Below are 26904 nucleotides of genomic sequence, written 5' to 3'. Positions count from 1 at the left end.
ACGTGTTCCGTGCCAGCACGCGCCGTTTCGTCGGCTCGTTCGCGCTGCTGTTCGCGTGTCGATCCCACGACGACGCCGCTGCGCAGAGCAGCGAGACCGGCACCGGCACCAGCACCGGCGGCAGCGAGAGCGGCCTCGCCGACACCACCGGTGGCGAGCCCTTGCCGCCCCGACCCGACGTGATCGCGTGCCGCTTCGATGGCCTCGCCCCCGGGCTCTTGCCGCCGGTCGCGTTCGAGCCTGCGCTCGACGATGCGGCCATCGTCGACCTCGCGCAGGCCCCCGACGGCGGTCGCACCTACGTCGCGCGTGTCGATCTCTCCCTCGATGTCCTCGATGTCGCTGGCGTCCCGCAGCCGGCCCTCGATCTCACGGCACGGGCATCGCGCGTCGTCGCGATCGCGCTGCCCGCCGACCACGCGGACAGCGGCGACGTCTACGTGCGCTTCGAGTCGAAGAACCTGCCGGAGCGCGGGGTCATCTCGCGCTTCCGGGCCGATCTCGACACCGGCGTGATCGACCCCCTCAGTGAACACGTCGTGCTCGAGCTCGCGGGCAGCGTGGGCGATCGCAGCGGTGGTGCGCTCGTGTTCGGCCCCGACGACATGCTGTACATCGGCGTTGGCGATCCCGGCGACGACATCGACGCCGTCGCGCAGGATCTCGGCGATCGCCGCGGCAAGCTGCTTCGCCTCGACGTCCGCACGCTCGATGCCACCGGCACCTACGCGATCCCGCCCGACAACCCCCACGTCGGCGAGGGCGGCCACGCCGGCGAGGTCTGGGCGCGAGGCCTGCGCGATCCCTGGCGCTGCGTCTTCGATCCCGGCGATCCAAAGCCGTACTGCGTCGACGTCGGCGCGGAGCAATCCGAGATCGATCACATCGACTCGGCGTCGAACCTCGGCTGGCCGTGGTTCGACGGCGGCACGTGCCTGCTGCCGGGCGGCGACTGCGGTGAGCTCTCGACCCTGCCGCCGTCGGCGAGCTACCGCAGTGTCGACGGCGACTGCGGCATTGCCGGCGTCGTGGTCGCGCGCGATGCCGAGTTTCCCGATCTCGACGGCGCGCTGATCTACGCCGATCGTTGCTCGGGCCGCGTGCGCGGGCTCGACACCGACTCGCAGGAGGTGCTCATCCAAGACGAGATCCTCGGTGTCACCGCGTCGCCACCGAGTGCGATCGCGCGGGATGACGCCGGGCGCATCTACTTGCTGGGCGGCGAGGCGACCGAGCGTGTCATCGTGCCGGCCGACCCGGCGGTGTTCCCGACCACGCTCTCCGACAGCGGCTGCTTCGACGATCTGCGCGCGCTGACGCCCACCGTCGGCGTGGTGCCCTACGACATCAACGCGCCGCTGTGGACCGATGGTGCCGTCAAGCAGCGCTACGTGGTGCTGCCCCCCGGCCAGCAGATCGAGGTCGACGACGAGGGCTTCTTCGGCTTTCCGATCGGCACCCTGCTGATCAAGAACTTCGCGTTCGACTTCGACGCCGCCGACCCGGCGACGCGGCGATCGGTCGAGACGCGCGTGATGGTGCGCCGCGAGTTCGGCTGGCAGTTCCATTCGTACCGGTGGAACGACGATGGCAGCGACGCGACGCTGCTCGACGGCGCCGCGACGACGATGCTGTCGGTGGTCACCGACGGCGTGGCGAACGAGTTCGAGTACGCGTGGCCGAGCCGTGCCAGCTGCAAGGTCTGCCATGGGCTCGGGGCCTCGAACGCGCTCGGTCCTCGCATCGATCAGCTCGATCGCATCCACGACTACGGCCACGTGCAGGCCGACCAGCTCGCCGCGTGGCGCGACATCGGGATGTTCGAAGCGGCGGTGCCGGAGCTCACGCCGATCGCGAGCCCCGACGACGCCGAGGCCCCGCTCGAGCAGCGCGCACGCGCGTACCTGCACGGCAACTGCGGCCACTGCCATCGTCCCGGCGGCTGGACTCCGGCGGCGCTCACGATGGACCTGCGCTACACCACGCCGCTCGCCGACACACACACCTGCAACGTGATGACGCAGTACTACAACGCGTGGGTCGACAGCGTCGTGCGCATCGTGCCCGGCGACCCCGAGGGCTCGGTGATCTGGCAGCGGCTGCACCGCCGCGGCCTGGGCCAGATGCCGCCGTTGGCGACCGCGGTGCCCGATCCGCACGCGCAGGTGGTGCACGATTGGATCGCCAGTCTCGCGGCGTGCCCGTGATCGCGCTCAGCTGCTGTGCGGCGCACCGTCGGGTGCGTAGTCGACACGACTGAGGCGCAGGTCGTTTCGGAATACCTCGGGCTTGTGGATGCTGGTGCCCATCAGCATGCGCACGCAGTCCTGCAGGCCCTCGGTGACCGCGGGATGCGGATGCAGCAGCTCGGCGAGTTCGCGGACCGAGCGGTTGGACTGCATCATCAGCGAGACGCCCTCGATGGTGGTCGAGGCGTGCACGCCGAGCGCTCGCATGCCGAGAATGCGCATCTCTTCGTCGTCGGTGACCAACAGCTTCACGAAGCCGTCGGTGGCCCGCATCGCGATCGCGCGGTTGACGAGTGCGTAGTTGTAGACGGCCACGCGGTAGGGGATGCGGCGCTTCTGCGCCTCTTGTTCGTTGATACCGATCGCGGCGACCTCGGGGTCGAGGAACATGATGGTCGAGAGGTTGTCGTAGGACAACGGCTGGTAGGGCGCGCCGCAGATGCGTTCGGCCGCGTGGCGGCCCTCGATCTCGCCGATGCTCACGAGCGCGATGTCGAGGGTCACGTCGCCGGCGGCGTAGATGTGCGGCACCGAGGTCTGGGTGTCGTCGACCTGTAGCTGGCCCTTCTCGGTCATCGCAACGCCGATCTTCGCCAGCTCGAGACCTTCGAAGTTGGGCACGCGGCCGATCGAGACGAGCGCCCGCTCGACGCGGATGGTCTCGCGACCGCCGGTGGCGTGCTCGATCGTGTACTCGACCTCGTCGCCGTCACGGCGCATCGACACCAGGCTCGCGCGATGGTGGATCGTCACGCCCTTGCGCTCGAGGTTGCTCGAGCACAGCCGTGAGACATCGGCGTCCTCGAACGGCAGGATTCGTTCGGCGCGGTCGATGAGGTTGACCTTGGTCTGGCCGAAGTTCGAGAAGATCGTCGCGTACTCGCAGCCGACCACGCCGGCGCCGAGGATCACCAGGCTCTTGGGGAAGCGCGACAGCGACTCGATGTGATCGGAGTCGAGGATGACCTCGCCATCGACGTGGATGTCGGGCAGCGTCCGTGGTCGCGAGCCGGTCGCGATCACGAACGCGTGCGAGCTGATGCTGCGGCGCTCGCCGGTCTCGGGGTCCTCGACCTGCAGCGTGTGCGCATCGACGAACTTGGCCTGGCCCCGCACCAGCGTGATCGAGCCCGGGTGACCGGGCAGCGGTGTCGCGAGCTCGCGGAGCTGCCGCGTCATGTGCTCGACCTTGGTGTCGGTGGCCATCCGCACGGCCTCACAGACCGCGCCGAAGTGCACCTCGACGCCGGTGGTCGTGAAGCCGCGATCGCGTCGTGTGGCGTTGCGATAGTCGCGGGACAGCTCCCACATCGTCTTCGACGACAACGCGCCGTTGTGAACCCCGGCACCACCCAGGCGGCCGCGCTCGACCAGGCACACTCGCTTGCCGAAGTCCCACGACCGCATCGCGGCGGCGAAGCCCGACGGGCCGGCTCCGATGACGGTGACGTCGAACTCGCGGCTGGTGTCGGGCATCGCCCGCGATGCTATCAGGGCGTCGCGAGACCGCGGGCACCCTCGCGAAGATCGAGCGCGACCTTGAGCGCACCGCGGCGTGCGGCATGGGCCATCGCTGCGGTCGCGTGGGCGAGATCGTAGCGCGCCTCGAGCAACGCCCGCGGGTCGACGCGGCCGCGCTGCAGCAGCGCGAGCGCGCGACCGAACGGGCCGCATCGCGAGCCGACGATGGTCAGCTCGTCGACCACGATGGGCGCCATCGCGACCGGTGTCTCGCCGTGGAAGGTGCTCTTCAGCACCAACGTGCCGCGTGGTCGCAGCAGCCGCTGCGCCAGGGCGAAACCCTCGGCGCCGCCGGTGGCCTCGACCACGCGATCGAAGCTCGCGGGCTGCAGCTCGTCGCCGCGCGCGATGCTGCAGCCGAGCCCGCCGGCGATCGCGAGCTTGTGGGGATGCCGGCCGAGCACCGTCACGCGTGCGCCGTGCTCGACCAGCGCCATCGCCACCAGCAAGCCCAGCTTGCCGTCGCCCACGACTGCGATCTCGCTGCCGACGGGCACGTCGATCTGCTCGAGCACCTGCAGCGCCGCGGCGAGCGGCTCGGTGAACAACGCGGCCTCATCGGTGACACCCGGCGGCACCTCGTGGAGGTTGGCGAGCGGCAGCACCACGTACTGCGCGAAGCAGCCCGCATGATCGCGGATGCCCATCACGCGTCGCGTCGCGCAGTGCTTGGCGAGCCCGCGATCGCAGCGCTCGCACGCACCACAGCCGAGGTTGATCTCGCCGACCACGCGGCGACCCAGCCACGCCGGGTTGTCGCAGCGGTCGACGACGCCCAGCAGCTCGTGGCCGAGCACGCGCGCGTGGGTCGTGGCCCCGGACGCGTCCGCGGCGTAGCCCCGCGTGATCTCGAGGTCGGTGTTGCAGATGCCGGCCATCCGCACTGCCACGCGGGCCTCGCCGGGCCCTGGCGTGGGGTCGGGCAGCTCGCGCAGCTGCAGGGTGCCGTCGAAGACCAGGGCTTGCATGCGCGCCGCTTCTAACACTTGTGTGGGCGCGGGGCTTGCCGCTACCCTCGCGGGCCCGGAGGAGTGGCCGAGCGGTTTAAGGCGGCGGACTTGAAATCCGTTGTGCTCGCAAGGGTACCGGGGGTTCGAATCCCTCCTCCTCCGCCACCTTCGCTCGCTTTGCTCGCTTGTTGGCGGAGGAGGAGGGATTCAGGCGACGGAAGGCGCGCTTGGGCGCGCCTTCCTCTTCGCGCGAATCCTTCCTCTTGCCCCACCTTCGCTCGCCTTGCTCGCTTGTTGGCGGAGGAGGAGGGATTCAGGCGACGGAAGGCGCGCTTGGGCGCGCCTTCCTCTTCGCGCGAATCCTTCCTCTTGCCCCACCTTCGCTCGCCTTGCTCGCTTGTTGGCGGAGGAGGAGGGATTCAGGCGACGGAAGGCGCGCTTGGGCGCGCCTTCCTCTTCGCGCGAATCCTTCCTCTTGCCCCACCTTCGCTCGCCTTGCTCGCTTGTTGGCGGAGGGATTCAGGCGACGGAAGGCGCGCTTGGGCGCGCCTTCCTCTTCGCGCGAATCCTTCCTCTTGCCCCACCTTCGCTCGCCTTGCTCGCTTGTTGGCGGAGGAGGAGGGATTCAGGCGACGGAAGGCGCGCTTGGGCGCGCCTTCCTCTTCGCGCGAATCCTTCCTCTTGCGCGAACGCCTCTGCTTCGCTTCGCTTCGCCTCTGCTTCGCTCGCTTCGCTTGGGTGGGTGGCGGGCCGGAGTATGGGGTTGTCGCGTTCTCGAAATTTCGAAGGGGTTGTGACGGATGAGGCGTGTGGCGGCATGGGGTGATCGTGACCGTGGGCGGGCGTGGGGCGGTGTTGGTGTGGGGGCTGTTGGGTGGCGTGGGGATGTCGGGCGGGTGTCGCGGCGGTGATGGTGCGGGGCACGAGGGCGCGACGCGCGGGGCGGAGGCGTCGACGGGGCAGGGCACCGATGCGCAGGGCGACGATGAGGGCAGTGGGTCGGCGGGTGAGGGGGCCGATGGCGAGAGCGAGTCGGGGACGACGGGGGAGCCGCCGCCGCCGTTCGAGCCGTTGCCGCCGGTGTCGGCGCTGACGAAGGCGAAGGGCTTCGTCACGGGGCTGCCGCCGACCGATGCGGAGCTGGCCGCGTATGTCGATGACCCGGCGACGTTGTCGGCGATGGTGGACGACTGGCTGGCGACGCCGGAGTTCCGCGCGCGTACGGTGACGATCTTCGATCAGCTGCTGCAGCAGCACGCGTCGGCGGCGAATCTCGCGGAGCACTTCGATCTCACCGCCAACGACTTCGCCGCTGCGGAGGATCGCACGCAAGGGCGATTGGTCGCGGCGCTGGGCCACGCGTTCGCGCAGACGGCGTGGGAGCTGGTGGCGCAGGGGCGGCCGTTCACCGAGATCCTGACCACGCGGCGGATGCAGCTCGACGTGCCGCAAATGATGCTGTTGGCGGCCATGGACGCGCTGCCGCGCGACGATGTCGGCGGTGACCTGCCATCGTGGGTTGCGGACGCGTACCCAGAGATGACGCTGAGCGTGCGCTGGACTGGCGAACCGATTCCGCTGGCGTCGACGCTCGACCCGATGTCGCCGGACTTCATGACGTGGTGGCTCGACGAGCCACCGACCGACAACTGCGTCGCCCAGCTCGAGGGACAATCGTGGACCGGCCGCAAGGCGGTGCAGCGCGCGTTCGAGCTGATGCTGCGGCTGACCCCGGCCAAGAACGGCTGCTCGATCGGTCCCCAGGTGTTCGGCGAGCAGGACTGGGAGCTGCGACCGATCACCGTGCGCGTGGCCGAGGAAGGCGAGCAACCGACGGCGTTCTTCGATCTCGCGACGCTGCGCGCGACCGACGAACTCGTGCTCGCCAGCGATCGCGTCGGATTCTTCACGACGCTCGGTTTCTCCGCCAACTGGCTCACCAACGACTCGAACCAGCACCGCGTGAACGGCAACCAGACCCTGATCGTCGCGCTCGGACGCACCTTCGATCCCGAGAATGTGTTCGTGCCTGCCGACGGCGCGCAGGTCGACGAGGGCCACGCAGAGCCCGGCTCGACCTGCTACGGCTGCCACAAGGATCTCGATCCGCTGCGTGACTTCCTGCGCCAGAGCTACACCTACGCGGGCATGTGGCGACCCGACGCGCTGCAGGCCGAGATCCCGAACGTCGCGTACTTCTCGCTCGAGGGGAGCGAGCCCATCGCGGGGCGTGGCGTCGGCGATCTCGCGGCCGCGATGGCCCAGCACGCGCGCTTCGCCGCCGCGTGGACCGAGAAGCTCTGCACGCTGGCGAATGCCGACGCCTGCGTCGCCGATGATCCCGAGCTCGAACGCATTGCCGCGCGCTTCGCCGACACCGATTTCGACTATCGCGTGCTCGTGAAGGAACTGGTCACGTCTCCGGTGTTCACCTTTGCCAGCCGCACCGCTACCTCCGACGAGTTTGGTACACCGGTGCTGCCGGTGACGCAGGATCGCTTCTGCGCCGCCATGTCCCAGCGCGTGGGCGTGGTCGACATCTGCGCGCTCGAGGGTGTGCTCGACGCACCCAAGCCGCTGCTCAAGCGCCACGCAGCGCTGTCGTTCGGGGTGCCGCCGGTGAGCTACGGGCGCTCCGCCGAGCGGCCGTTCGTGGCCACGCGACCCGACGTGTTCTCGGTGGCGGCGATCGAGCGGCTGTGCCTGAGCATCGCGGAGCAGTGGTACGGCGACCAGCCCGGCGCGCTGTGGACTCCGGCCGATCGCGACGACGTGCTCGATCATCTGGTGACGGAGGTGATGGGCATTCCCATGGTCGATGCGCGCGCCAGCGAGCTGCGCGTCGTACTCGATCAACACTGGACGCAGACCAGCGCCGACGGGGCCACCGAAGCTGACGCGCTGCGCTCGACCTTCGTCAGCGCCTGCGTCTCGGCCGCTGTCGCCTCGACCTCGATGTGAACCCCATGATGCACCGACGAACCCTGCTCCGTTCCCTCGGGCTCTCCGGCCTCGGCGTGGCGTCACTCGCCACTGGTCTACCGCTGGCGTTTCTGCGTCAGCCGCTGGCCTTCGCGGCCGGCGACGACACCGTCGATCCAGACCGCGCGCAGTTTCTGATCCTGAGCGGTCGCGACAAGGGCGACCCGTTCAACGCCAACGCGCCGGGCACCTACGTCGGTGCCGTCGTGCACGCCGACGATCCCTCGATGGCGCCGACTTCGATCACCCTCGGTGCGGTCGCGACCACGGCGGCTCAGGTGTGGAGCACGCTGCCGCAGTGGGTGCTCGATCGCAGCGCGTTCATTCACCACTCCACGCGGACGCAGGTCCACGGGCACCTCGTGAAGGTGCTGCAGCTGCTCGGCGACACCTATCGCGACGAGACCATCGCGTCGATCTTCGCCAAGCATCTCGCGCCTGCCCTCGGTACCATCGGGACCGCGCCGGTGCCGGTCGGCGACGTCAACCTCACCTACGAGGGCCGCGCACTACCAAGGTTGCTACCGCAGACCCTGCGCGAGCTGATGCTCGCCGACGAGAGTCCGCTGTTCGACCTGCAGGCCGTGCGCGACGACACCGTCGATGACCTCCACGCGATCCTCCGGACCCACGGGAGCGCGAGTCAGCGGCGCTTCCTCGACGATCACACGAAGGCGCGCAACGATGTCCGCGCCCTCGGCGAGAGCGCGGCCGACGTGCTGTCGTTGATCGCGGGCAACCGCACCGAGGACGAGATCCATGCGGCGGTCGCGATCGTCAAGCTCGGACTCTCGCCAGTGGTGGCGCTCGAGATCCCGTTCGGTGGCGACAACCACAACGATCCCGGACTCGCGCTCGAGATCGAGCAACACGGCACCGGCATGGCCCAGCTCGGGCTACTGATGGACCTACTGCAGTGGCAAGGCCTCGCCGATCGCGTGACGTTCGCCTCGCTCAACGTGTTCGGTCGCAGCCTCGGCGGCGCTGCACTGGATGGCCGCACGCACCACGCACCGCACCACGTCACCATGCTGGTCGGTGCACACGTCCAACCTGCGGTCATCGGCGGCCTCGCGCCCGACGGCGACGACTTCACCGCGCGGGCTTTCGACGCTGCGACCGGTGCTCCGAGTGAGGGCGGCGACGTTTCCTACGACGACGGTCTGCCATCGGTGGGCAAGACCATCGGCGCGTTGCTGGGCCTACCCGATGCGGTGCTGGACGAGCAGATTCTCGCCGGCAAGGTGATCGAGGCGGCGATCATGCCGTAGCGTCACGCTTGCGCGAGCCGCACCCGAGTCGGCTATCCTCGGCCGATGTGGAGCGAGGGCACCCTCGGGCTGACGTCCAAGCACCTGCTCAATGCGCTGCTGAGCCATGCGCCGGTGCGCGTGTCGGTCATCGATCGCGACGGCACGTTCCTGCTGCTCAGCAGCCGCCCGGAGCTCGTCGGTCGCAATGCCTTCGAGGAGTTCAAGGGCAATCCCGTGGGTCTGGCCCACATCCGGCGTGCGCTCGAAGGTGAGGATCAGCGCTGGGTGGAGAACATCGGCGATCAGTTCTTCCAGATCCAGGCCGTGCCCGTCCGTGAGCCCGGGGGCGCAGTGGCGGGAATCATGCTCATCACGACGATCGTCACCGAGCAGGTGTCGGCGCAGGAGCAGCTGACCGATTCGGAGGCCCGGTTCCGACACATCATGGACTCGAACATGATCCCCATCATGTTCTGGGACGAGGATGGAATGGTCTCGGACGCCAACGACGCGCTCCTGCAGCTGCTCGGCCGCACCCGTGCCGAGCTCGAGGCCGGGGTGCTGCGGTGGGCCGACGCCGAGCTCGGCGAGAGCGCTGAAGCCGACGACCGCGCGCGTGCCGAGATCATCGAGCGCGGCAGCTGCACGCCCTACGAGAAGGAGCTGCTCCACTCGAGCGGAGCGCGCGTACCGGTCCTCGTCGGCGGCGCGCGGCTCGATCGCACACGCAGCAGCGGTGTGGCGTTCATCGTCGATCTGTCGGAGCGGCGCCGACGTGATCGCGAGCGCGACGATCTGCAGGCCAAGCTCCTGCAGGTGCAGAAGCTCGAGAGCCTCGGGCTGCTCGCCGGCGGCATCGCCCACGACTTCAACAATCTGCTGACCGCCGTGCTCGGCGGAGCCGCGACCGCGCTGCTGTCGGTGCCGCCGGAGCATCCGGCGCGACCCGACCTCGACAACGTGCTCGAGGCAGCTCGGCGTGCCGCCGACCTCACCCGTCAGCTGCTGGCGTACTCGGGCAAGGGCCACTTCCAGATCAAGCCCATCGATCTCTCGGAGATGGTGCGCGGGCTCGTGGCACTACTCGAGACCACGATCTCGAAGAAGGTGCAGCTGCGACTCGAGCTGTTGCCATCGTTGCCGGCGATCGAGGCCGATTCGGCTCAGCTGCAGCAGATCCTGATGAATCTCGTGATCAACGGCGCCGAGGCGATCGGCGACGAGGCCGGCACGGTGCTGGTCACCACCGGCGCACAGGACGTCGACGAAGGCTATGCCGGCGAGCTGTTCGCCGCCGAGCAGCTTCCGGCGGGCCGCTACGTGTTCGTCGAGGTCCACGACACCGGCATCGGCATGGACGACGACACCAAGGCACGGATCTTCGATCCGTTCTTCACGACCAAGTTCACCGGTCGCGGTCTCGGGCTTGCGGCGGTGCTCGGCATCGTCCGCTCGCATCGCGGAGCCATCCGCGTCTACTCCAGCCCAGGCCGTGGCACCACGTTCAAGGTGTTCTTCCCGGCGACGAACGCCAAGCCCGCGCGCCGCGAGCGCTCGTCGGTCGAGTTCAAGGGCTCGGGCCTGGTCCTGGTGGTCGACGACGACGCCTCCGTGCGGGGCGCGATGCGACGCATGCTGACCCACTTCGGCTTCACCGTTCTCGAGGCCGAGAACGGCCGCGAGGGCGTCGACGTGTTCCGCAACCGTGCGTCGGAGATCGCGATGATCCTGCTCGACATGACGATGCCGGTGATGGGCGGCGAGGAGGCGTTCCGCGAGCTGCGGGCGATTCGTCCCGACGTGCCGGTGATCCTCACCAGCGGCTACAACGAGATCGAGGCCACGCGGCGGTTCACCGCCAAGGGCCTCACCGGATTCCTGCAGAAGCCGTTCACGCCCAGCGAGATGATCGCGAAGATCGAGCCGGTGCTGCGCTCCGGCGCCGGCTGACGGCAACGCCGCGGATCCTCGGTGGGGCGGATCACGTGCTGCTGGTCTGGGGTACCCTCTCGGGCAGCGTGGGCCCGCGGATCCCAGCACCCATGGTGCGTCTACAGGATCGCCTCGCGGAGCTGATCGGCAGCGGTCCCACCTCGCGGGAGCCGATCCTCGCGCAGATGCTCGAGCGCGACGCCAAGTCGTCGATCGCGTATTGGCTGCAGCTGGGTGTCTCGGTGGGCATCGCGACGCTGGGCCTGGTGCTCGGCAGCACCGCGGTGGTGATCGCGGCGATGCTGGTCGCGCCGCTCATGGGTCCGATCGTGGGGCTCGGCATGGGCCTGGCGACCGGCGGACCGTTCCTCACGCTGCGCGCGGCGCAGCGGGTCGCGCTCAGCGTGCTGGTGGTGATCGCGGGGGCGGCCGGCGTCACCGTGTTGCTGCCGTTCCACGAGATGAACGCCGAGCTGGCCGCGCGAACGGTACCGACCGCCCTCGATCTGATCACCGCGGCCTTCTGCGCGTTGGCGGGGGCCTACGCGGCGGTGCGAACCACCTCGGACACCGCGACCACCGCGGCGGGCACGTCGATCGGCATCTCGTTGGTGCCGCCGTTGTGCACCGCCGGCTTCTGCCTCGGCACCGGGCAGTGGACCCTGGCGTTCGGCGCGTCGCTGCTCTTCCTCACCAACATGGTCGCGATCGTGTTGGTTGGCATGGCTGCGTTCCTGGCCCTGGGCTTCAACCAGGTGCCGATCGCCGCGCTCGAGTCGGAGCATCTGGCACGCGAGACCGGCGAGCGCGTGGTTCGCGGGGTCGCGCGTCAGCTCGCGCGGCTGTTCGCGTCGCGCTGGGGGTCGTGGCTGCGCATGCTCATGCCCGTCGCCTTGGTCGGCGTGGTGTATGTCCCGCTGCGTCGCGCGCTCGACGAGGTCACGTGGCAGGTGCAGGTTCGTACTGGCGCGCGTGCCCTGCTCGACGAGATCGATGCCGAGGTGGTGTCGAGTCGACTGCGGGTCGAGCGACACCAGGTCGAAGCGATGGTGATCGTGATCGGCTCGCGCGCCGATGCCGACGCGCTGCAGCACCGCATCGAGACCGAGCTGGCGCGGATCTCCGGCGTCACGCCGCGGGTCGACGTGCGCGCCGTGCCCGACGCCGAGGCTGCCGCCGCCGTCACCCCGATCGCTCCGCCCACTGCGAGCGAGCCGGTGACGATGCCCGAGGCCCCGCCCGCGCCGTTCGCCGAGCGGCTCGGCGAGGTCCACAGCGAGCTCGTCGAGGCGATCCACGCCCGCTGGCCTGCCGCCAGTGCGGGCCAACCACTCGCCATCGGCGTCGATGCAACCGCGGCCGACCTCACCGTGTACGTGGTGCACGTGGGTGCGCCCGTCGACGATGCCGCACGGGAGGTGCTCGAGCGCTCGCTCGCGGTCGACCTCGACGTCGGCGTCACACTGGTCGACGACGTGCTGCCGTCGAAGCCGATCGTCGAGGTCGAGGACGACGCTGCGATCGCACACCTGGCGTCCCTACTCGCGCGCGCGCGGCTCCTCGCGCAGGTCCACACCTGCGTGGTCGAGCCCGCGCCCGAGGGGCCGGTGGTCGATGCCGACGTCGATGGCATCGAGATCAGCGAGCCAGCCGCCGAAGTGCCGTCGTCGTCGCCACCCCTGCGTACGGCCGTGCGGGCGCTGCTCGCCGGCCAGCCCCGCGTCGAGGTCCGCGAGGGCGATGCGTGGGCGCTGTGGTTCGCGATCGATGGCTGTCCGGCCGACGCGGGCTGACGGGGCCCGGCACGAGGTGCGCACGAGGATGGGCCCCGTGCGGCCACGATCGTGCTCGTGGCCGACGAGGCCTGCATCGGCGTCGACCTCGTGCTCGCCCGCGGCGGCGTCGAGGTACGCGGGATCGTGACCGATGTGTTGGATGGGCCGATCGAGGGCGCGAGCACACGATCGCGCTGCCGCGCGAGGCGATCGATGTGCCCCGCGGTGCTCGCGGCTCGCCCGTCATCATGCCCGGGCTCGACGACCATGGTTGGGGATGACCCCAACGCTACGCCATGTGTCTTCCTGGGTTGCGGCGCTCACCGCCGGGTGCGCCCTCGACCCGACCTCGGCCGCCGAGCACGAGGATGAAGCCGAGCACGCAGTTCCTGGGGCACCCGACGACGGAGCCGGTGAGCTGGTCGCGAGTGGTGACAGCCAGCCGTTTGCGCTCCACTACGTCGATGTCGATGCCGACGGCGCCTTCGATCCCCCTTCGCTGACCATCGGCAACGGGCACACCGTCGTCTGGCGATTCCATGACCGCTACGACTCGATCGTGCGGATCGGGTCCCCGGCGGCCGCCTGCGACCCGCCGGCCCCGTATTCCGACGATCCGAGCGTCGAGTTCACCGGGCCGATGCCGGTCGCGCCCGGCGGGGTGTTCGCGCTCAACCCGAGCCCCGACAGCGATGGCCTGGTCATGGTCGATGCCCGACTCGCGCTCGACCGGAACGACCCATGCGGCGCCGACGAGGATCGCGGCCAGTACTTCGACTTCCACCTCTGCGCACGCGGCGAGCCGGGGACCACGATGATGTCGACCTGGGAAGACCCGGGCATCACCGGGGTCTATCTCCGGCTGGCGTGGAGCGACATCAACCCCGGCGCGGGTGTGTATGACTTCTCGATCCTCGACCGCGAGGTCGATCGGGCGGTTCGACATGGGAAGCTGTACTCGCTCTCGATCGAGGCCGGACGCAAGGGCACGCCCGACTGGATCTTCGACACCAATGCACGCGAACCCGGCTCGGGCAACCGGTTGTCGCCGCCGATCGAGCGACCGAACGGGGGCGGTGGGGTTCCACGCTTGACGTTCGAGGATCAGGGCAGTCATCCCGATGAGCCCGGCGACTGTGGAGCGTCGATGGACCTCGGTGCTCCGTTCGACGACCGCTATCAGGACCACTACTTCGGCATGCTCTCGGCGGTCGCCGACCACCTGAAGGCGCGGGTCGACTGGTACCGAGCGCTCGCGTACGTGAAGCCGTCCGGTGCGAATCTGTTCACCGCAGAGAACCGCCTACCCAAGGAGTGCGACCCGGACTGCGTCTGCAACCCCGAAGTCTGGGCCAACGCGGGCTACCGGCCTCGGTACCTCTACGAGTTCTACGAGCGGCAGCTCGCGGAACTCGCTGCCGCGTTTCCGGGCAAGACCATGGTCTATCAGCTGATCCAGGCCGGGTTCCCGCGGATCAACGGCGCTGGCGGCTACGTCGATGCCGATGGCCAGCTGACGGCAGGTCTCGCCGAGATCGGTGGGACCGAACAGACCGAGACCATCCTCGAGCGAAGCATCGACGCGTGGGGTCTGCAATTCGCGGTGCAACACGCGGGACTGCAACCCAAGCCCACGGCGATCTGTCCCGGCGGCGACGGATGCCCCCAACAGCTTGTCGTCGACGCCGGCGCTGCGGGGCAGATCACGGCGTTCCAGACCCAGAACATCCACGAGATCGCCGATCTCGTGGCGCTGGACTCGACCTTGCGCAACGCTCGGGACAACTCGGAAGCGACGATGATCGAGATCTACGAGGAACTGCTGTGGCAGTCACAACGCCGCGGCGGTGGGGTCCTCGATGTCGCGGGGTCGAATCAGACCCTCGGCGAGTGGGACGAAGCGCTGCGCGAGCGTCGCGCGGGTCGGTTGCCCGAAACCGACGCGGGGCCCATCGACCACGCACACCGCTTCACGAATCCCGGTGTCAACGAGCTGACCGTCTACTACGTGCACGGATCGAAGTGCGATCCGGACGCACCGGTCTACGGCCAGATCACGGTCCGGCCGTGACGAGCGCTGGCGACCACGTCGCCGTGTCGTGCACGAAATCGGTGACGGACCGCGGCGGCCCACGACAAGCGCTTGTCGATGGCGAGTGGATCGGCGCGTGGGCGCGTGGACGAGGGCTTTCGTCCGTCGCGGCGATGGTGGACGTGGACGCTGTGGCTGGGTGCGTGCCTCGCCGCGGTGGTGTTGGCGTGGTGCCGGGGACGGGCCGGTGCGGTGGACGAGACGGCCGGGGTCGCCGGGGACGCGGGCCCGGCCACCGCGGGCGTCGCGACGGGCATGCCTGACGATCGAAGGCCGACGCGTGCAGCCGGACCGCTGCTGCGCGAAGGCTCGATCGCGGGGGTCGTGCGCGACGACGCGGGCGCGGCGATCGGCGGCGCGTGGGTGTGTGCCTCCCGCGACACCCACGCGCCGTCGATCTGCGAGGCCGCGGATGCCAAGGGCCACTACCGCATCGCCCTACGCGACGCAGCGCCGATGCGCGTGCATGCCAGCGCCAGTGGGTTCGTGCCGGGCTTTGCGATGCAGGGCCCGCGTCCTGCGGCGATCGTGCTCGCGGCCGATGAGGCGCGCCTCGGTGTCGACATCGTGCTCGCCCGCGGCGGCGTGGAGGTCCGTGGTGTCGTGACCGACGTGCTCGGCGGTCCGATCGAGGGCGCGAGCATCACGATCGCGCTGCCGCGCGAGGCGATCGACGTGCCCGAGCAGTGGCGCATCGGCGCGCCGGCGCACGCACGAAGCGACGAGGACGGACACTTCCTGGCGTGGGCACAAAGCGGCACATGGGCGGTCCAGGCCCGCGCGCCGGGCTATGCCGACGCGGTACAGCAGGTCGACGTGCCCCGCGGCACCATCGAGATCGCGATGGTGCCGGAGGCCAGCATCGCGGGCATCGTGATGATGCGCGCGACTCGGGCACCGGTCGCCCACGCACGCGTGGTGCTGCGCGAGTGGAAGAACGGCGTGCCCTCCGATCGAACCGTCGGCTACGCCGACGGCGAGGGTCGCTTTCGGATCGGTGCGCTCGCACCGGGTCGCTACCGGCCCATGGCCGTGCTGGACTCGATGCATGGCGAGGCGCCGCAGAGCTACACGCTCGATCTCGCGGAATCGGTCGACGACGCCGTCATCGAGCTGGTCGAGTCGGCGACCGTGCTCGGCAGCGTGGTGGTCGCGCCGTCGTCGAGCCCGTGCCCCGGTGGCTTCGTGCGGCTGGTCGACGGTGCCAGCGAGAACTCGCTCGTGGCGACCATCGAGGGCGATGGCAAGGTCGTGTTCGAGGGCGTGCTGCCGGCGCGCTACGACGTCGTGATCGGCTGTGATGGCCACACCAGCGAGCACGCCGAGCGCGTGCTGGTGGTGGAAGGGTCCGGCGCCCACGAGACCACGTGGATCGTCGAGAAGGGCCGCACGGTGCGGGGCCGTGTGCTCGACGATGAAGGCAAACCCCGGGCTGCGCGGATCATCGCGTTCACGGCCTCGGGCGCCGGCGATGGTCTGGCCCGCATCGGCAGCGCGGGCCTCGACGGTCGCTTCGAGATCGCGGGCTTCGGCAGCGGACCCCACGCGTTCTCGGCCAGCACGCCCGAGGGTGGCGACGCCGAGGTGACCGTCGACATCGATCGCGACGACGTCGAGATCGAGCTGCGCATGGCCGCGAGCGCGGGCCTGACCGGCACCATTCGACGCGATGGCGTCGGTCTGGCGGGCGTGCAGGTGCGGGCGCGCAGCGAGGAGCGCGGCCGTTCGTTCCGCCAGAGTGTGAGCGACGACGAGGGCCGCTTTCGTTTCGATGGCATGGTGCCGGGCCGTCACATCGTCAGCGCCAGCGACGACGCCGAGGTGCGCCTCGACGAGAAGACCGTCGAGCTGGTGGTGCATCAGGGCAGCACGGTCGATCTCGTCGCACCGGCCACCGCGGCGATCCGCGGCGTGGTGCTCGACGCCGACGGCAGCCCGGTCGCCGAGGCCGTGGTCAGTGCGCTCGCGACCACGGCGCTGTCGAGCCCGGAGCAGCGCGCCGAGGCACTGCGCGATCGCAGCGCGGCCGGCTCGAACGGCTCCGTGCTGAGCGACGCCGAGGGCCGCTTCACGTTGCCGGGTTTGGTCGCTGCGTCGACGTACACCGTGCTCGCGCAGCGGCGCGGAGGCGGCGTCGCGCGTGCGGAGGCGGTCGCGACCGGTGGTGCAATCGAGCTCCATTTGCAGGCGCTCGCGAGTCTTCATGGTCAAGTCACTGGCGTCGCCGCGGTCTCGGGGTTGTCCGTGGAGCTGCGCCGCAGCGATGCGGGCACGCGACTGCGCGAGTCGTTCGTCCTCGATGGTGGGCGCTTCGCGTTCGACAAGCTCGCACCGGGGGCCTACGACGTCGTCGCCGTCGCACGCGAGGGCCGCGGGCAGGCCCACGTCGAGCTCGTCGCGGGGCGCGACGCGATCCTCTCGGTCGCGCTGGTCGCCAACCGCACGCTGCGCGGGCGCTTCGTCGAGCTCGGCACCGGCGCGCCGTTGCAAGACGTGGTCGCGGTCGTCGGCGACGACGCGGCGGGGCCCACCGAGCAGGCGGCAAAGGCCGAGCAGCTGCTGCAGACCCGGCCCGCCGGTCTGCTGAGCAGTGGCGACGGTCTCTTCACGGTGCCCGACAGCCCCTCGGCAACGATCCACCTGCTCGCGATCAGTGCCGACATCGCCGGCACGGACCCGTCGATCGTGGAGTTCATCGTGATCGCCCCCACCGACGGCGCCGACGGGCTGCTGGAGATCCCGCTCGTGCGACGTCGCAGCGGCGCCAAGGGCAAGCTCGGCGTCGAGCTCGAGATCCCGATGTACTGCAGCGACACGCCCACGGTCGCGCGCGTCGACGACACGCTCGCGGGTGTGGATGTGCGCGTCGGCGACGAGGTGGTCGCGATCGACGGCCACGACGTGACCGGACGCCGTTGCTATCTTGCGCGGCAGCTGATGGCTGCAGCCCCGGGCGCGGCGGTTCGGTTGACGCTCGCCCGTGGCGGCGAGATCGAGCTGTACGGGGCGGCTGCCCCGTGACCGGACGTGGGGCCCAGGCTCACGGCTGCGACGATCGCAGCGGCATTTGCTACGATCGCGCCGACGCATGGCCCATCACGACGGCACCATCTCCGCCACCGGCGAGTCCAGCTTGCCGATCTCTGCCGACGTCGCGTGGCTGCGCCTCGTCATCATCACCGAGGGACGAACGGTCAGCGATGCGCAGGCCGAGAGTGTCTCGCGCATCAACATCGTGCTCGACTCGATCCGCGAGACCGAGCCGATGCTGCCGGAGCTCGTGCGCGAGGACGAGCGCTCGCTCGAGCCACAGTTCGACGACGCCGGCGGCTCGAATGGCTATCGCTTGCACCGCGTGATGCGGGCACAGATGCCGCCCGAGGCCGCCGGCGTGCTGCTCGACGTCGCGATCATGGCCGGTGCCGCGCCGGGCTCGGGGATTCTCTTCGGCGTGCGTGACCCCGCGAGCGCGCGGGCGCGCGCGAACGAGGCCGCGCTGACGGCCGCCGTCAACGCCGCTCGCGCAGCCGCCCACACCCTCGGTCGCGAGCTCGTCGATCTGGCGCAGGCCGAGGTCGAGTGCGATCTACCGCCCGAGTCGAGTGGCCTGCTGTTCGCCAACTCGGTCGCGCGCGTGGCCTTCACTCACCGCGTGGCCGGCAGCAACGCGTAGTCGTCGGGGGCGAACGCACGCGTGCGTCGCCAGAACGAGAACGTGAAGCCCGGCCACAGTGCGGTGATCTTGCCGCTGGCGTGCTGATACCAGCTGTTGCAGCCGCTGGCCCAGATCGAGCTGCCGAGCCGCTGCTGCAGCTCGTCGTTGAAGCGCCGCTGCACCTCGTCGCGGACATCGATCGCGGCGCCATCATGGGCATCGCAGAGCCGCAGCAACCGCATGATGTACGCGACCTGGGTCTCGATCATGAACACCATCGAGTTGTGTCCCAGGCCGGTGTTGGGCCCCACGATGAAGAACAGGTTGGGGAAGCCGTGCACGAGCGTGCCCAGGTAGGCCTGCTCGCCGCCCTGCCACGCCTGCGCGAGCGACTGGCCGCCGGCACCGCGGATGCGCGCGGCGATGGGGTTCTCGGTGGCGTAGAAGCCGGTCGCGAAGATCATCGCATCGACCTCGCGGAGGTTGCCGGCGTCGTCGATCACGCCCTCGCGCACGATCTCGCGGATCGGGCTCGTGACGAGCTCGACGTTGGGTCGCTGCAGCGCGGGATACCAGTCGTCGGAGATGAGCACGCGCTTGCACCCGAACGCGTAGCTCGGGGTCACGCGCGCCCGCAGCACGGGGTCGGAGACCTGCGCGGCGATGTGCTGCTCGCCCGCGCGCTGGCCGATCCGCATCAACGCCGGATGCACGACGAAGCCGAGCACCCGCGTCTCGTTGCGCCAGTAGATCAGCGCGCGATAGGCCGCACGTACGCCGGGCACGTGGCGGAACGCCCACCTCTCGAACGGACGGTACGCGCGATCGGGTCGCGGCACGATCCAGTTCGGCGTGCGCTGGTAGACATCGACGCGGCCCGCCACGCGGGCGATCTCCGGCACGAACTGCACCGCCGACGCGCCGGTACCGATCACCGCCACGCGCCTGCCCGCGAGCGCGTAGTCGTGGTTCCACGTCGCGCTGTGGAACTGCACGCCACCGAAGCGTTCGAGCCCCGGCAACGCGGGTGCCTTGGGCTCCGAGAGCCCGCCGTTGCCGGCCACCAGGCGTCGCGCCGTGAGCACGCCGCCGCTCGTCGTCAGGCGCCAGCACTGCCGGGCGTCGTCCCAGTCGGCTGCGCGCAGCTCGTGCCCGAAGCGGATGTGCGGGCGCAGGCCGAAGCGATCGGCGACCTGTCGCAGGTAGGCGAGCAGCTCCGGCTGCGTGGGGTAGACGCGCGACCACTCCGTGTTCGGCACGAACGACAGCGAGTAGAGGTGGGACGGTACGTCGCATGCCGCCCCCGGGTAGTGATTGTCACGCCAGGTGCCGCCGACCTCGTCGGCGCGCTCGAGCAGGACGAAGTCGTGCCGGCCTTGGCGCTGCAGCGCGATCGCCATGCACAGCCCGGCGAAGCCCGTTCCGATGATCGCCACCTCGACGTCGACGTCGCGTGATGCTGGCTCGCGGTCGGATCCCAAGTTGCCCGCTCGTGAGCTTCGATCGTCGCGACGTCGCTGTCAAAGCCGCCCGCGCTGAAACTCCGGCCCGCGCCGTGCCGTAGGCACCCGCCCGCCTCGCTGCCCGAGGCCGACCCAGGAGTCCACCATGAACACAGTCCAGATCCACGGCATCCCCGTCAGCAGCTACGTCCGCACCGCCCGTATGGCCGCCGCCGAGAAGGGCGTCGCCCACGAGCTGGTGCCGGTCGAGTTCGGTGCCGACTCGCACCGCGCACTGCACCCGTTCGCGAAGGTGCCGGCCATGACCCACGGCGACGTCACCCTCTACGAGACCATCGCGATCGTCGACTACTTCGACCGCATGTTCCAGGGCGGCACCCAGCTGTTCCCGAGCGACGACCTCGCCCACGTGCGCACGATGGAGTTCATCAGCGTCGCGACCAGCTATCTCTACCCCGCGTGCATCGGCGACTTGGTCCTGCACTACCTCTTCCCCAAGGGCGACGGCGGTACCCCCGATCGCAAGGCCATCGACGCGGCGATCCCGAAGGTGAAGCACGGGCTCGCGGTCGTCGACGCCGCGTTGAAGGATCGCGAGTGGCTCGCTGGTCCGTTCTCGGCCGCCGACTTGTTCGTGTCGGCGATCGTGGTCTCGATCGCGGCGACGCCGGAGAAGACGCTGCTGGCCGATGCGCCCAACCTGCAGCGGCTGGTCGACGGCGTGGCCAAGCGGCCCGCCGGCGAGTTCTTGGTGCCCAAGACCTGAGCGCGGGCCGACCTTGCGGCCGGAGCACGTCGTCGTGCGTGCTCCGGCGGTTCGCTATCGCCCGAGGTTCAGTTCCTTGCGCAGGCGCAAATACGGCTCGCTGACGCTGTAGGACACCAGATCGCGGATGCGATCCTTGGCCGGCACTGGGCTGCCCTTGTCGCCCTCGCGGGTGAGGATCTGCGCGGCGATCTCGAGGCTGTCGCTCAGCACGAAGCCGGCCCGCGTGACGGTGTACGCGACGCCGCTCTGCCACGCGCGGGCATCGACGTCGCCGGCCTTGGCGATCTTGGTGGTCAGCGGCTTGAGCTGCTCGAGCCGCGAGGCCTGCAGGAACTTGCGGAACTCGTCGGCATACGCGGTCGCCTCGGTCTTGCAGTCGAGCGGCACCGCCACCTCGGGCAGCGTGACCGCGATCGCACCCCACGCGGCGTTGCGCAGGCTCGTGGCCGACGACAGCACCACCGAGAGGATGTGCTCGGGCTTCGCACGGGCGATCACGCGGCCGGTGCGGAACTTGTTGCCGGCCTCGCCCTGCTCGCCAATGGCCTCGCGACCGGCCAGCACCGAGGGGTACACCGTGCGGTTCGGGCCACCGTCGACATCGGCGAGCGCGTCGACCGTGAAACCACCGGTCTCGGTCTCCTGCAGGTAGAAGTCGGGCACGGGGGCATCGAGCACCTGGCAGGCGTGGGCGAGGAACCGCGCCAGCGCCGTCGGCGACTGGATCGAGACCTCGATGCGCGCGTCACGACGCACGCGATGGTGCGCGAGCGTGCGGCCCTCGCGAGCGGCGACCATCGGCCACACCATCGCGAACACGTCCGACAGTCGTGGGTCGATGCTCGAGTGGTAGACGGCCTGTCGCCACAGCTCGCGCGAGATGGTGCCGCGGGCCTGGCCCCCGACGCCCGCAGACTCGGCGAGCTCGACCTCGGCCTCGTCGGCCTGCTTGAGGAACTTGAGCGTCCGCGCGATCGAGCGCGCGCGGTCCTTGCGGTTCATCTTCAGGTAGAGCTCGACCAGGCGGTGGTAGGTCTCGAACTCCATCGGCGCCGCCGAGATCAGCGCGTGGCCGTGGGACACGGCCTTGTCGAGCTCGTCGTCGCCGAGTGCGATTGCCATCTTCATGGCCTTCTCGTGCCGCTTGCGGACCTGGTCCTCGTTCTCGCCGGCGGCGCCGGCCAGGCGCGCGGCCTGGTGGAAGGCCATGAGCGCGGTCTTGTGCTGATCGAGCTTCTCGTAGACCTCGCCGAGCCGCGTGAACAGCTCGAGGTGCTTGGCCGGCGGCGTGCCTTCGGGCAGCGCCTTCAAGCGCGCGCGGATCTGCCGGCCGAGCTCTTTGTAGTCCTTGGTCTTCTCGAGCAGCTCGATGAACGCGACGTAGGCCTTCTCGTGGTTGGGGTCGCACTCCATCGTGCGCGTGAACCAGTCGCGGGATGCGGCGTCGTCGTCGAGGTGGTCGCGGACGATCACCGCGCCGGCGTAGAGGTACTTGGCGCGGATGACATCGCTCTTCTGCGCCTCGGCCAGGCGCGACAGCACGTTGGTGGCGTCGCGCCAGCGCTGCGCGACGGTGAAGAGATCGAGCATCTTGTGGAGGATCGACGGATCGTCCGGCACGATCGCGAGCACCTCCTCGAGGGTGCGCACGCCGTCCTCGAGCAGCTTGAGATCGTCGACCTGGACCTTCGAGATCTCCTGCAACAGCGCGATGCGGCGCTGCTGCAGCGGCGCGGGATCATCGGCCGACTGCTCGCGCCGCGCCATCAGATCGACCAGCAGGCGCTTGGCCTTCACCAGCGCCGGCGCGCCGCCGGCCCCGGTCGCCAGCTCGATCATGCGCTCGATCGCGGGCTCGTTGTCGGGATCGATGTCGATCGCGCGCTCGAGCATCTGGATCGCCTTGGGCTTCTCGTCCATGCCCAGGCGAGCGTCGCCCATGCGCACGTACAGCCGTGAGAGCTCGCCGGGCGCGAGCTTGTCACCCACCCCGAGCACCACCGATTGGTAGTGACGCAGGGCATCGGCGAACTTGCCGGCGTCCATGTCGAGCTCGGCGAGCAAGCGCAGCACGTCGAGGTTGGTGGCATCGAGTGCTCGCGCCTTCTCGAGGTACTCGCGGGCGCGATCCTTGGCGTCGACAGCCAGCGCGCAGCGGCCGGCCAGCGACAGCGCGCGCAGGTTGAGCGCGTGGTCGTTGGCCTGCTGCGAGCGCACCTGCATCACGTAGGTCTGCGCCTGCGGCCACGCCCGCTGCAGATCGCCCTGCGCGACCAGGCGCTCGAGCAAGATGCCGGTCGCCTCGCGATGGTCGGGATCGAGCTCGACGACCTGCTCGAGCAGCACCAGCCCGCGATCGGGCTTGCCGAGCTCGTCGACGTACTTCCGGCCGGCGTCGAACAGCAGCTTCACCTTCTCGATGCGGTTGCCGTGGCCCTGCGCGGCGTTGACCTGGGCCTCGATGGCCTTGAGCGGCTGGTCGTTGGCGGCGTACAGCTCGCGCAGCTGCAGCCATGCATCGGTGAGCGAAGGATCGAGCGCGACCGCCTGCTCGAGCGCATCGACGGCGCCTTCGATCTTGCCCAGCTCCTGGCGCAGGATGCCGCCGCGCAGCAGCAGCTCGGCCTTGCGCTTGGGGTCGGTCTCGGCGTCGACCTGCGCGCGGATCAGCGGTCCGGCGCGCTTGAAGTCGTCGATCGCGAGGTAGCGCTCGAGCAGATCGTCGCGCCACTTGGTCTCGGCGGGTTGCAGCCGCGAGAGTTGCTCGAGCGCCTCGATCGTGGCGGTGTCGTCGGGCGCGGCCTTGCGCAGCTCGAGCAGCTGCTGCCACGCCTCGAGCTGCACCGCCTCGCTGGCGTCGTTGCCCTGCGCGCGGCGCTGCCACAGCTTGGCCAGCGCGGCGCGGTCGTCCTGGCGGCGGTACCACTTGGCCAGCGCCGCGACGGCCTCGCCCGCCAGCGCGTGGTCGGCGGGCACGGTCTCGAGGATGCGCTCGCGGGCATCGGCGGCGCGCTCCTTGCCGTCGAGTTCCTGATCGAGCAGTGCGGCCTGCTCGGCGAGCAGCGCCGCGCGCTCGGCCGCCGCATCGACGCGGTCGACGTAGGTCGCGAGCGCGTCGATGAGCGCGGTGCGGCGACCGGGGTCGCGGCCGTACGCGTCGCGCAGCGCGGTCACGAGTGCAAGGGCGGCCTCGCGATCGTCACCACGGCGCTGCAACAGCTTGCCGAGCAGCTCGATGCGCCGATCGCCATCGCCCAACTCCTGGGCCAGCGACGCGGCCTCGCGCAGGGCCGCGGCCGCGTCGGCGTCGCTCAGCGCGGCCTGACCGCGGCGGGCGAGGATGTCGACCAGCGATGCCTTGCGATCGAGCGCGCGCGCGAGCGACTCGCCTGCGGCCAGCGCGTCGGCGTGCTCGGGGTCTTCGGCGAGCACGATCTCGATGGCACCGAAGGCGCTCTCCTCGTCGTCCAGCGACTCGCGCAGCAGCTTGGCCGCCGCCACCAGCGACGCGTGGCGATCGGCGCCCTGCTGCAGATCTGCCAGCGAGATCAACGCACCGCCCAGCTCCGCGTCGCGGCCGAGCTTGCGGTACAGCGGCACCACGGCCTGCAGTGTGGCCGCGGTCGGGGCCAGCTCGTTGGCCTTCTCGAAGGCGGCGACGGCCCGGTCGCCGGCGCCGAGCTTCTCGGCGAAGATGCCTCCGAGCTCGGCGAACAAGCGCGCCTGGGTTTCGACCTCGGTGGCACGCTCGGCCACGATCATCATGCTGTCGGCGAGCTGCGACCACTGGCCGGTGAGTTCCGCGAGTCGTCGCAGATCGTCGGCCGCCGAGGGCTGCAGGTTGGCCGGCAGCTCCTCGATCAGGCTCTGCACGATCTCGAACGCGCTCGCGGGCGCGGCCAGCTTCTGCTCGTAGATCTCGGCCAGCTCGCGGATGAGCGCGATGCGGTCACGGGCGATCTGCGTGTTGCCCAGCCGCACCTTGAGCGCCTCGGCCACGCGATCCCACCGCAGCGCCTCGCGGGCCTGGTTCTCGATGCGCACGATCGCCGCGCGAGCCTCGACGTGGGTCGGCTTGCGCTCGAGGATCCACGCCCAGCCCTCGAGATCGTCGGGATCCTCGGGCGGCAAGAACTTCTGGCCCAGCGGCGCCGACACGGCGTCGGCCACCGCCTGCGGCACCGCGGCCTCGGCCGAGCCGCGATCGCCGGTGGCCTTCGGCACCGCGATCGGTCGCGAGCCGAGGTCGACGACCTGCTCGGCCCCAGGCGCAGCCGTGCGCCCCGACTCCCGCAGCGCGCGGCCGATGTCGGGCGTCGCGAGGATCTCGTCGAGCTGCTCGCGCAGCTTTGCGAGTGAAGGACGTGCGGCGCTGTCGGGGTGCAGCGCCGCGCGCAACACCGGCTCGAGTCGCGGATCGATGTCGTCGCCGAAGCCGTGCACCGCTGCGACCGCACCAGCGGGCGTCTGCCCGGTGACGAGCCGATAGACCAGCGCGGCCAGGGAGTACACGTCGCTGGCCGCCGTGGCAGCCGCACCGGCGAGCAGCTCGGGCGCCGCGTAGCCGAGGTTGGCCGCGCGCACCGACGGTCGCGAGAAGCCGATCACCGGCGGGAAGCCGAAGCCGCGCAGCACCGCACCGTCGCCGGATACCAGCACGTTGCGTGGGTTCACGTTGCGATGCAGCACGCCGGCCGCGTGGCAGGCCGCGAGCCCGTCGGCGAGCGGCCGCACCAGCTCGAGCACCTTGGCCAGCGCCATCGGCTTGTCCTCGAGCGAGTCGGAGAGCAACAGCCCCGGGGTCGGCTCGCGCGTGATGCCGAACAGGCGGCCGTCGGCGAAGCCGCCGCGCACCCCCTTCACGCTCGGGTGATCGACGCCCGCGAGCGCCTGCACGGCGACGTGGAAGCGCGACTGCTCCTGCTCGCCGACCGCACGCGGCATGGTCGCGACGGTGACCTCGAGCTCGGTCTTGTGCTCGCGATCGCGGCATCGCAGCACCAGGCCGGTGCCGGTGGCGCCCGTGATCTCGACGAGCTCGAAGCGCGGCGGCACGATCGCGAGGCTGCGATCGCTCTCGAGGCAGGCGGTGAAGCCCTCGAGCGCGGCCGCGCGATCACCCTCGAGCGCAGCGGCCCACGCGAGATCGAAGCGCGCGATGTTGCTGTACTCGCGGCCGGCACCGTGGGTGATGACCTGCTGGAAGCAGCGGCGCGCGCGATCGATGCGGCCGTGCGCGAGCAGGGCGCTGCCGGTGCGCAGCAGCGTGCTGCTGCCGACGCCGGCCAGCCCACCGGCGGGCAGCGCGTCGATGAGGTGCTCGATCCAGCCGATGTCGAGGGTCAAGGCCTCGTCGCGGGCGAGGTCGGCCCGCACGTCGACCCCGCGCACGACGCGGGCGAGGTCCAGCGCGACCAGGCGATCGCCGGCCGTGCTCGGTCGCACCGCGACCTCGGTGCACGCGCGCGAGAGGTCGGCGACGAGTGCCGGCAGCGACGCGCTCGCGGCCCCGCCGATCACCTCGATCGCGTAGCGATCGCGCAGCTCCTCGGCCTCGGGTGGCGTGACCCACGGCAGCAGCGCGAAGTGTTGGTTGCCGCGTCCGATGCGATCGAGCAGATCGAGGATCTGCACGAGATCCGGATCGTCGGGATCGAAGCCGAGGAACAGGATCGTGCGGGTCCGCGCGACCTCCTCGACCAGATCGTAGAACACGCCGTCGGCCCGCATCGCGCGGCCGTTGGGGGGCGTACGCAGGATGAAGAACTCTGCGTGGTCGCGCAGCGAGAGGTGGTGCACGTCGACGTGCGAGATGACATCGCCGCGACGGCCGGCCTGCGCGAACACGCGGGCCACGAGATCGGGGTACGTGGTCGCGAAGCAGGCGCGCCACGGCAGCTCGGCCAGCGCTGCGGCACCGGGGTCGAGCGCGGCATCCTGTGACTCGCTCGAGACCTCCTTGAGCACCTTCGCGAGCGGCTCGTCACCGAAGTGGCGGTGCACGTACGACAGCACCGTGCGCCAGCGGCCCTGCTCGATGAGATCGCCGAGCGCCTCGCGGGCATCTTCGGGGCAGCTCGTGACGAGCTTGCGCAGCAGGGGCTCCCAGCCCGGGCGTGCACCGAGGGCACCGATACCGGCGCCCACCCAGAGCACACAGTCGCCGGATTGGATCGCACGGGCGAGTTCGTCGGGGATCTGAACCATGGTGTTGTCGGCCCGTCGGTGGACGGGCGCGGGGATGTTCGCAGAGATCCCCACCC

13 protein-coding genes and 1 tRNA gene are annotated in these 26904 nt (G+C 70.2%); 10 read left to right on the top strand and 4 right to left on the bottom strand.

Annotated features, from left to right (window positions below; translation table 11 throughout):
• Positions 1-2: 2 nt before the first annotated feature.
• Entirely contained in the window at positions 3-2207 is a 2205-nt protein-coding gene (locus tag IPH07_35180; GenBank protein MBK6922686.1) for a PQQ-dependent sugar dehydrogenase, read from the top strand.
• 6 nt (positions 2208-2213) lie between these two features.
• Here the strand turns inward: IPH07_35180 and IPH07_35175 are convergent, their stop codons facing one another.
• Positions 2214-3725 (bottom strand): NAD(P)/FAD-dependent oxidoreductase, encoded by a 1512-nt coding sequence (locus IPH07_35175; GenBank protein MBK6922685.1) that lies wholly within the window; start codon positions 3723-3725, stop codon positions 2214-2216.
• A gap of 14 nt (positions 3726-3739) precedes the next feature.
• Complete coding sequence (locus tag IPH07_35170) at positions 3740-4738, bottom strand: alcohol dehydrogenase catalytic domain-containing protein (protein MBK6922684.1); 999 nt, start codon at positions 4736-4738, stop codon at positions 3740-3742.
• A gap of 57 nt (positions 4739-4795) precedes the next feature.
• Here IPH07_35170 and IPH07_35165 point away from each other — a divergent pair.
• The 8 genes from IPH07_35165 to IPH07_35130 all read left to right on the top strand — a co-directional run bounded on the left by IPH07_35165 (position 4796) and on the right by IPH07_35130 (position 18427).
• Positions 4796-4885, top strand: a tRNA-Ser gene (locus tag IPH07_35165).
• Positions 4886-5548: 663 nt separating this feature from the next.
• Entirely contained in the window at positions 5549-7681 is a 2133-nt protein-coding gene (locus IPH07_35160) for a DUF1585 domain-containing protein (protein MBK6922683.1), read from the top strand.
• 5 nt (positions 7682-7686) lie between these two features.
• Positions 7687-8973, top strand: coding sequence for a hypothetical protein (locus tag IPH07_35155; GenBank protein MBK6922682.1), 1287 nt, complete (start codon positions 7687-7689; stop codon positions 8971-8973).
• Positions 8974-9018: 45 nt separating this feature from the next.
• Positions 9019-10905, top strand: coding sequence for a response regulator (locus IPH07_35150; GenBank protein ID MBK6922681.1), 1887 nt, complete (start codon positions 9019-9021; stop codon positions 10903-10905).
• Between the two features lie 92 nt (positions 10906-10997).
• The gene (locus IPH07_35145; GenBank protein MBK6922680.1) at positions 10998-12680 is read left to right on the top strand and encodes a DUF389 domain-containing protein; all 1683 of its coding nucleotides are present in this window, start codon (positions 10998-11000) and stop codon (positions 12678-12680) included.
• Between the two features lie 280 nt (positions 12681-12960).
• On the top strand, positions 12961-14733 hold the full coding sequence (locus tag IPH07_35140; protein ID MBK6922679.1) for a hypothetical protein: 1773 nt from the start codon (positions 12961-12963) through the stop codon (positions 14731-14733).
• A 78-nt stretch (positions 14734-14811) separates the two neighbouring features.
• Positions 14812-17775: a carboxypeptidase regulatory-like domain-containing protein gene (locus IPH07_35135; GenBank protein MBK6922678.1), complete on the top strand. Its 2964-nt coding sequence runs from the start codon at positions 14812-14814 to the stop codon at positions 17773-17775.
• Between the two features lie 67 nt (positions 17776-17842).
• The gene (locus IPH07_35130) at positions 17843-18427 is read left to right on the top strand and encodes an SIMPL domain-containing protein (protein ID MBK6922677.1); all 585 of its coding nucleotides are present in this window, start codon (positions 17843-17845) and stop codon (positions 18425-18427) included.
• Here the strand turns inward: IPH07_35130 and IPH07_35125 are convergent.
• Positions 18400-19809 carry an NAD(P)/FAD-dependent oxidoreductase gene (locus IPH07_35125; protein MBK6922676.1) on the bottom strand — a complete coding sequence of 470 codons (1410 nt, stop codon included), beginning with the start codon at positions 19807-19809 and terminating at the stop codon, positions 18400-18402. The two genes, IPH07_35130 and IPH07_35125, sit on opposite strands and share 28 nt — an antisense overlap.
• Positions 19810-20017: 208 nt before the next feature.
• Here IPH07_35125 and IPH07_35120 point away from each other — a divergent pair, with 208 nt between their 5' ends.
• On the top strand, positions 20018-20638 hold the full coding sequence (locus tag IPH07_35120) for a glutathione S-transferase family protein (GenBank protein ID MBK6922675.1): 621 nt from the start codon (positions 20018-20020) through the stop codon (positions 20636-20638).
• 54 nt (positions 20639-20692) lie between these two features.
• On the opposite strand, the gene IPH07_35115 is transcribed toward IPH07_35120, so the two are convergent.
• The gene (locus tag IPH07_35115; GenBank protein MBK6922674.1) at positions 20693-26902 is read right to left on the bottom strand and encodes a protein kinase; all 6210 of its coding nucleotides are present in this window, start codon (positions 26900-26902) and stop codon (positions 20693-20695) included.
• Between the last annotated feature and the right edge of the window lie 2 nt (positions 26903-26904).

This window comes from Deltaproteobacteria bacterium (genome assembly GCA_016709225.1).
GTDB lineage: Bacteria > Myxococcota_A > Polyangia > Nannocystales > Nannocystaceae > Xiheibacterium > Xiheibacterium phototrophicum.
This window is presented reverse-complemented; position numbering and strand designations above follow the sequence as displayed.

What these genes read in the sequence shown, in the direction of transcription:
- IPH07_35175 (MBK6922685.1), bottom strand. Translation starts at nt 3,725, where the DNA reads ATGCCCGACACCAGCCGCGAGTTCGACGTCACCGTCATCGGAGCCGGC.
- IPH07_35170 (MBK6922684.1), bottom strand. Translation starts at nt 4,738, where the DNA reads ATGCAAGCCCTGGTCTTCGACGGCACCCTGCAGCTGCGCGAGCTGCCC.
- IPH07_35155 (MBK6922682.1), top strand. Translation starts at nt 7,687, where the DNA reads ATGATGCACCGACGAACCCTGCTCCGTTCCCTCGGGCTCTCCGGCCTC.
- IPH07_35150 (MBK6922681.1), top strand. Translation starts at nt 9,019, where the DNA reads ATGTGGAGCGAGGGCACCCTCGGGCTGACGTCCAAGCACCTGCTCAAT.
- IPH07_35145 (MBK6922680.1), top strand. Translation starts at nt 10,998, where the DNA reads ATGGTGCGTCTACAGGATCGCCTCGCGGAGCTGATCGGCAGCGGTCCC.
- IPH07_35135 (MBK6922678.1), top strand. Translation starts at nt 14,812, where the DNA reads ATGGCGAGTGGATCGGCGCGTGGGCGCGTGGACGAGGGCTTTCGTCCG.
- IPH07_35130 (MBK6922677.1), top strand. Translation starts at nt 17,843, where the DNA reads ATGGCCCATCACGACGGCACCATCTCCGCCACCGGCGAGTCCAGCTTG.
- IPH07_35125 (MBK6922676.1), bottom strand. Translation starts at nt 19,809, where the DNA reads ATGGCGATCGCGCTGCAGCGCCAAGGCCGGCACGACTTCGTCCTGCTC.
- IPH07_35120 (MBK6922675.1), top strand. Translation starts at nt 20,018, where the DNA reads ATGAACACAGTCCAGATCCACGGCATCCCCGTCAGCAGCTACGTCCGC.